Annotated in this window: 5 protein-coding genes and 3 pseudogenes; 5 read left to right on the forward strand and 3 right to left on the reverse strand. The window is 53.3% G+C overall.

Annotated elements, in window-relative coordinates; genetic code table 11:
• Nucleotides 1-97 (forward strand): UPF0236 family protein (locus IKE44_RS08730; RefSeq protein ID WP_287465653.1); only part of this gene is annotated, 97 nt, incomplete at its 5' end.
• Nucleotides 98-306: 209 nt separating this feature from the next.
• On the opposite strand, the gene IKE44_RS08735 is transcribed toward IKE44_RS08730, so the two are convergent.
• Both IKE44_RS08735 and IKE44_RS08740 read right to left on the reverse strand, forming a co-directional pair.
• Nucleotides 307-786, reverse strand: a complete 480-nt coding sequence (locus tag IKE44_RS08735; RefSeq protein WP_033017062.1) for a GNAT family N-acetyltransferase — start codon at nucleotides 784-786, stop codon at nucleotides 307-309.
• A gap of 329 nt (nucleotides 787-1,115) precedes the next feature.
• Nucleotides 1,116-2,285, reverse strand: coding sequence for an MFS transporter (locus IKE44_RS08740; RefSeq protein ID WP_053532763.1), 1,170 nt, complete (start codon nucleotides 2,283-2,285; stop codon nucleotides 1,116-1,118).
• 269 nt (nucleotides 2,286-2,554) lie between these two features.
• On the opposite strand from IKE44_RS08740, the gene IKE44_RS08745 reads away from it, so the two are divergent.
• Entirely contained in the window at nucleotides 2,555-3,934 is a 1,380-nt protein-coding gene (locus IKE44_RS08745; RefSeq protein ID WP_287465651.1) for a D-serine ammonia-lyase, read from the forward strand.
• 51 nt (nucleotides 3,935-3,985) lie between these two features.
• Nucleotides 3,986-4,547: pseudogene (locus IKE44_RS08750) on the forward strand (sugar O-acetyltransferase).
• A gap of 60 nt (nucleotides 4,548-4,607) precedes the next feature.
• On the opposite strand, the gene IKE44_RS08755 reads toward IKE44_RS08750, so the two are convergent.
• Nucleotides 4,608-5,258, reverse strand: coding sequence for a cyclase family protein (locus tag IKE44_RS08755; RefSeq protein WP_049625326.1), 651 nt, complete (start codon nucleotides 5,256-5,258; stop codon nucleotides 4,608-4,610).
• A gap of 420 nt (nucleotides 5,259-5,678) precedes the next feature.
• Here IKE44_RS08755 and IKE44_RS08760 point away from each other — a divergent pair.
• Both IKE44_RS08760 and IKE44_RS08765 read left to right on the forward strand, forming a co-directional pair.
• Nucleotides 5,679-6,251: pseudogene (locus IKE44_RS08760) on the forward strand (aldehyde dehydrogenase family protein); the annotation flags it as partial.
• A gap of 138 nt (nucleotides 6,252-6,389) precedes the next feature.
• Nucleotides 6,390-6,538: pseudogene (locus IKE44_RS08765) on the forward strand (RNA-guided endonuclease TnpB family protein); the annotation flags it as partial.

Below are 6,538 nucleotides of genomic sequence, written 5' to 3' on the forward strand. Positions count from 1 at the left end.
AGATGTGGTGCGTCAGAATCTACCGTGTCTGCAGCGGTCATCCGGGACGCCGATCCATCAAGCGTTGTCGGCGCTCCGGGATGGTGGTTGGGTGTAAAAAAATGGAATACAATATCATCACTTCAAGATGAGGGATGAGAGTCCGAAAGCGCTTACGATATCAATTCCTGAAAATGGTTCGCTAACTAGTGATTGACAACGCCCGTAGTGAACCGAAAAAATGTTCTCCACAAAGTCTTGACTGACTCCCGGTCTTGGGAGAAGGCCGGTGCTTCTTTTTCGATGCGGCGTCATCATCACCTCGTGTCACACCAGTGGTTTGACCAGCAACAACTCATCTCGAATAGGAATGCCGTCAGGACTTGTTTTCGGAATGTTTGGCTTGATTTGTCGCGCCTTGTCGACAGCGTTGGGAAAGACGTTCACAATTTGATAGCCGCGCTTTTGATAGAAACGAAGGGCATGCAAGTTGTCGTTGGTAGTGATCAGTTGAACAGCCGTGCACCTTTGTTGTCTCGCCCATGCCTCTGCCTCATGCAAAAGGGCGCTGCCGATGCCGCGGTTTTCCATTATGCTGTCTAGCGAGATGATCTCGCATTCGCTGCCACGGATGATGAATGTAATCAGTCCGATGATCCGCTGACCGTTCTCAACAGCCGCAAATCCATCCAGCTCGCTGCAGGTATAGATGCCGGTTGAAACAACCATTTGCGGACTTCCCCAATGGTTGGTGAAAAACTGGTTGACGATGGCGCGGTCCAACTGTTTGGTTGGAACGATGTTCAAGGCGCTCCTTCTCCTTTGTGCAGATGATGATGTTTGATCACCCCAATGCATAAGACGTTCACTTCCGTGCGTGATTTTGACACTCCGCACGCCTAAAGGCGTGGGATTCTTGGGTCGTTTGCGTCCTCATCCATTTCTGGTTCGGACAACGCCCAAATTCAGGGGTGTGTCATCACCCCGTCCCATCGGGTTAGGATGTACCCCAATGGGCGGCGCACCTGTGACCAGTGCGCTAGGTTAGACGGGGCTCGCTTTCATCCCACCCCTCAAGGAGTGGGCTTTCTCGCTGATCTGTAACAGGGGATGTCCACATCCGTCCTCCTCTTGTGTCAAAGGGCCGAGTCTTTTTGCATCATCGTTCGTTGAAACGAGTGAAAAACAGCAAAGGAAATGAATGTTAGCACAATCCCTGCCATATATGGCAAACTGGACTTTAAGGTGAACAACCAGCCGGCGATCGCCGGACCGCCGATGCGGCCGAGCGAATCGAACGATGATAAGACGCCTGTTGCGCTTCCTTGGCCATCCGCCGTATATTTCGTCAACAACGCGGAGACGCACGGGCGGATGACGCCGTTTCCAATGCCGAAAATCGTTAAATAGAGCGCGGCTGTCCAAAAGCTGTGAACGAATAAAATGAGAAAAAAGCCAACTGCTGACAAGAACAGCCCGACACGAATGACAGCTCCTTCCCCGAATGAGCGGATCAGTTTTCCAAGCAACCCTCCTTGGACGATGGCCCCTGCAAGCCCCATGATCATAAAGATGTAGCCAAGTTCCGTCGACGAAAGCCCCGCACGTTCAGCGGCAAAATAGGCGAACGTCGCTTCAAGTCCAGCGAGGGAAAACGTTGTGATCAGCTGCAGTAAGTATAGGCGCGCTACAGGCCCTTGGAGGGAGGCCGCAAGCGAGGGCCGCTTTGTTCGTATATTCGTTCGTTTTTCTCTAGGAAGCGACTCATGCAAGAAAACGAAAACGAATAGAGCGGTCAAGAGCGCCAAGCTGCCTGCCATCCAAAACGGAGCGGTTAAGCTCGCTTTCGAGAACACGCCGCCGATCCCCGGTCCGAAAATGAATCCAAGCCCAACGGCCGCTCCGATCATCCCCATTCCTTTGCCCCGGTCTTCTTCCGTTGTCACATCTGCGACGTACGCCATAGCGGCCGGCATCGTGGCCGCCGATAGACATCCGCCGATGATGCGAGCGGCAAACAACATCCAAAGCTTTGTCGCGACGGCGAGCAAGAAAAACGAAAGTGCTAAGCCAGAAATACCGATGAGCAACATCGGTTTTCGTCCATAGCGGTCCGATAAATTCCCCCACATCGGCGCAAATAAAAATTGCATGAGCGAATAAACGGCCATCAACCAGCCGAGCTGCGTTGGTGTCGCGCCGATTTTTTCTGCGTAAAATGGAAGGACAGGGATAATGATGCCAAACCCGGCCATGACCAAAAACATCACGAGAAACAAAAGCGATAAACCACGGCGATTGCCCATGATCATCATCTCCACGATATGGTTTGCCTCTTTCATCATAATGGAAAGACAGGCGTTTTTCAAGCAGATCGCACCTTGCTTGGCCGTTCCGACGAGGCTGGCGATCACTCCTGAATGTCGCCCACAACCCATTTTCCTTCCTCCCCATTGACAATGGAAGCGGTTTTCGCGAGACTGGAGGTAAACGGTTCGACAAACAATGAAGCGGACTTTGGACCGGCATCCGCCAAGGGTGCGAAACGACAAACACGCATGGGAGAGGATGGTGCATGATGACCAAAAACGAAATCCAAAAGTGGGTAAAGGAATTCCCGCTGCTTGAAATGATCATGGCGGCCGAAGAGGTGTTTTGGCGCAATCCAAAATATCACGCGTTTGCGCAAGCCATTCAAACGATTCCTTTACGCGAACGCGATGTCAAGGAGGCGGAAGAACGATTGCGCCGCTTTGCCCCCTACATCGCGAAAGTTTTTCCCGAGACGCGGCCGGCCTATGGCATCATCGAATCCCCTTTAGTCCGGATTCCGAACATGAAACAGCGTTTAGAAAAGATGTTTCAGACCAACATTGAGGGGGAGCTGTTGCTGAAATGCGACAGCCATCTTCCCATCTCCGGGTCGATCAAGGCGAGAGGGGGAATCTACGAGGTTCTGAAACATGCCGAAGACCTCGCGCTCGCCAACGGGATGATCACCATAGGAGACGACTATGCGGTCATGGACAGCGAGAAATTCAGGCAATTCTTTTCCCGCTATTCTCTGGTCGTCGGTTCGACAGGGAACTTGGGCTTGAGCATCGGCATCATCGGGGCAAAGCTTGGGTTCCGCGTCACCGTTCATATGTCAGCCGATGCGAAACAATGGAAAAAAGACTTATTGCGAAGCAAAGGGGTCACCGTCATCGAACATCTCACTGATTACAACAACGTGGTGGAAGAGGCGCGAAGACAGTCCGCCGAGGATCCAACGTCGTATTTTATCGATGATGAAAACTCGATCCATCTGTTTTTAGGCTATGCGGTGGCGGCGTTTCGGCTGAAAAAGCAATTAGAGGACATGAACATCACGGTTGATGAAAAACACCCGCTCTTTGTGTATCTTCCTTGCGGCGTCGGCGGCGGTCCGGGCGGGGTGACGTTTGGGCTGAAGCTCGTGTACGGCGATCATGTCCATTGCTTTTTCGCTGAGCCGACGCATTCGCCTTGCATGCTGCTCGGCCTGATGACAGGAGAGCACGACCGCGTGTCGGTGCAAGATTTTGGCCTCGACAATAAGACCGAAGCGGACGGGCTAGCGGTGGGCCGGCCGTCGCGGCTGGTGGGGAACATGCTTGAGAACGTCATCAGCGGCGTCTATACGGTGGACGATTCGACGCTTTACCGCTTGCTCGCGGCGATGGTGGAAACGGAGGAAATCTATTTAGAGCCGTCCGCCTTGGCGGGGGTGGCGGGGCCTGTTCGGCTGTTTCGTGATTTGGCGGGGCAAACGTACGTAGAGGCAAACGGTTTGAAAGAAAAGATGAAAAACGCCGTCCATATTGGCTGGGCGACGGGTGGAAGCATGGTGCCAAAGGATGTGATGGAGGCCTATTATCGGGAAGGCGTGCGCATCGAAACGATGACAGGGAACGGTTTTTCTGAAGGACGATAAGATCATTCCATGGAGTTTTGAAACGAATGCATGAAATGTTGGAGGGGTTCGATGAAAACCGAAAAAGAAAAGATGGTAGCGGGACACTTGTACAATCCCGCTGATCCGGAGCTCGTCAAGGAGCGGGAGCGGGCGCGGCGGCTCGTTCGTTTGTATAACGAAACGTTGGAAACGGAATATGAAAAGCGAACCGCTCTGCTGAAGGAGCTGTTCGGTTCAACGGGAGAACGGCTGTTTGTTTATCGAGCCGAACTTCCGCTGCGACTACGGCTACAACATTCACGTCGGTGAAAATTTTTTTATGAACTTTGATGGCGTGATTTTGGATGTATGTGAAGTGCGAATCGGCGACCATTGTTTTATTGGTCCTGGTGTGCACATTTATACGGCGACTCACCCGCTCGATCCGCACGAACGAAATTCCGGGTTGGAGTACGGAAAGCCGGTTGTGATCGGCCATAACGTCTGGATCGGCGGGCGGGCCGTCATCAACCCGGGCGTCACGATCGGCGACAACGCTGTCATCGCCTCAGGGGCGGTCGTGACAAAAGATGTCCCCGCCAACGCGGTCGTTGGCGGAAACCCGGCGAAAGTGATCAAATGGCTCAAATAGCCCGAGGCCGCGCCCCGTGCAAAGCATGTGCGGGGCGTTTGGTTGCATCATCCTTCTTTGTTACGCCCACTGCACCGCCACCGCCCGAACAGGCGAACCGTCGCAGCCAGGCAAGGAAAGGGGGAGGGCAATAATATACGGATCATCAAAATCGATTCGCTCGAAGTTCACGAAATTTTCCCCGATCACCCCGTTGGCGCCAAGAATAAGTTCGTGGGCGCGGAACGACGAACCGTCCGGCGGGTCGATGTTGAGCGCGTCGATGAAAAACGTCCGCACGCCCCGCTCCAGCATTGCTTCAATCACATCCGGCGCGACGTACGGATGATGGAAATACCGCTTTGTTCCGGCGTATTGCGACCAGCCGGTATGAAACAACACAATGGTTCCCGGCGACAGCTTCGGGATATACGGAGCGGCATCGGCCATCGTCACCGCTTCGCCTTCCGCTTTTCCGGTGGCATTGATCACGGCGCCGCGGCCAAGAAAATACGTGAGCGGCACGTCATCGAGCCGCCAACCGTGTTCGCAAAAGTGAAACGGCGCATCCACATGCGTGCCGCTATGCGACCCAAGCACAAGGCGGCTGACGTGATAGCCGTCTTGGGCGAACGTCGCCGCCGGTTCGATTTTCGGCTTCGGATCCCCCGGGTACACCGGAGTTTGGGCCGTGATCGGCATGGTGAGGTCGATGAGTGTTTTGATGTTCATTTCCAAATCTCCCTCTACACTATTTTTGGCTGCTTTTATCATACAACAAAAACATAGGAGAAGGAGGAGTTAGAAAGCCATCATCATGCCTTGCGGAGCTGGACGGTTAGCTGGGGAATTGTTGCGCCGACGTTGGGCGGCCGGTGACCAAGGGCTATGTTGCTTGTCTTTCCACGAACAGGGGCAAGCAGTTTGGCGGCAAACCGAGCGACGGAGTGTTATCATAGAGAGGGGAACGTCACCCGTAACGAGAGAGGCGAATGATGGCGCTGCATGGCAACGGACGGCTTTCGTAAACAAAGGACAAGTGGAAGAATTTTCATGCGCGATGGCGAATGAAACAAATAAACAGGGCATGCGGGACATATACTGAAGGGGAAATTTTCGGCCGCGTGCTTAAAAGAAGGGAAGGGTGAAAAGATGTCAATCGCGGTGCAGAAACAGAAGCTATACATCAACGGCAAATGGCGGGAAGCCAAGTCGTACACGGAGCTGAAATCGCCATACTCACGCGAGACGATTGCCGAAATCCCTGTGGCCACCGAACAAGAAGTCGACGAAGCGATCGCGGCGGCGTACGCCGCGCGGCAAACGATGGCGGCTATGCCGGCGCATGAACGAGCCGCCATTTTAGAGCGGGTCGGCGAGCAGCTGAAAGCGCGGCAGGAAGAAGCGGCAAGGTTGATCGCACTGGAAGCAGCCAAACCGATCACCACGGCGAAAGGGGAAGTCGCCCGCACGATCCAAACGTACAAATTCGCCGCCGAAGAAGCGAAGCGCATTCACGGGGAAACGCTGCCGCTTGACGCCGCGCCGGGCGGGGAACATCGCATCGCCTTGACGGTCCGCGAGCCGATCGGCGTCATTGGAGCGATTACGCCGTTTAACTTCCCGATGAACTTGGTGGCCCATAAACTTGGCCCGGCCATCGCCTCGGGCAACACCGTTGTGTTGAAGCCAGCCAGCCAAACGCCGCTGTCCGCCTACTTTATCTTAATTAGGCGAGAAGACTCCCACTTCAACGAAGCGAAGCGGAGTAAGTGGGAGATGAATCGCCTTAACTATATTTTGCTGAAAATAGGATAGATTCAGTAAAATATAGTATAATATAGTTAAATGGGAGGTGAAAAAATGTATTTTTGTACAAACAACTGCTAAATGGTTTGACCAAAGAAGAATACTAGACTCTTCGAGAACTGTGCCATATTGCCAAGAACATGTACAACGTCGGATTGTACAATGTCAGACAATACTATTTTGAACACAAGGAATTTCTTAAT

Source organism: Geobacillus sp. (assembly GCF_017515625.1).
Classification (GTDB): Bacteria; Bacillota; Bacilli; order Bacillales; family Anoxybacillaceae; genus Geobacillus; species Geobacillus stearothermophilus.

Coding starts and splice junctions, on each gene's coding strand:
- IKE44_RS08745 (WP_287465651.1), top strand. CDS start 2,555: ATGATGACCAAAAACGAAATCCAAAAGTGGGTAAAGGAATTCCCGCTG.
- IKE44_RS08755 (WP_049625326.1), bottom strand. CDS start 5,258: ATGAACATCAAAACACTCATCGACCTCACCATGCCGATCACGGCCCAA.
- IKE44_RS08740 (WP_053532763.1), bottom strand. CDS start 2,285: ATGGGCAATCGCCGTGGTTTATCGCTTTTGTTTCTCGTGATGTTTTTG.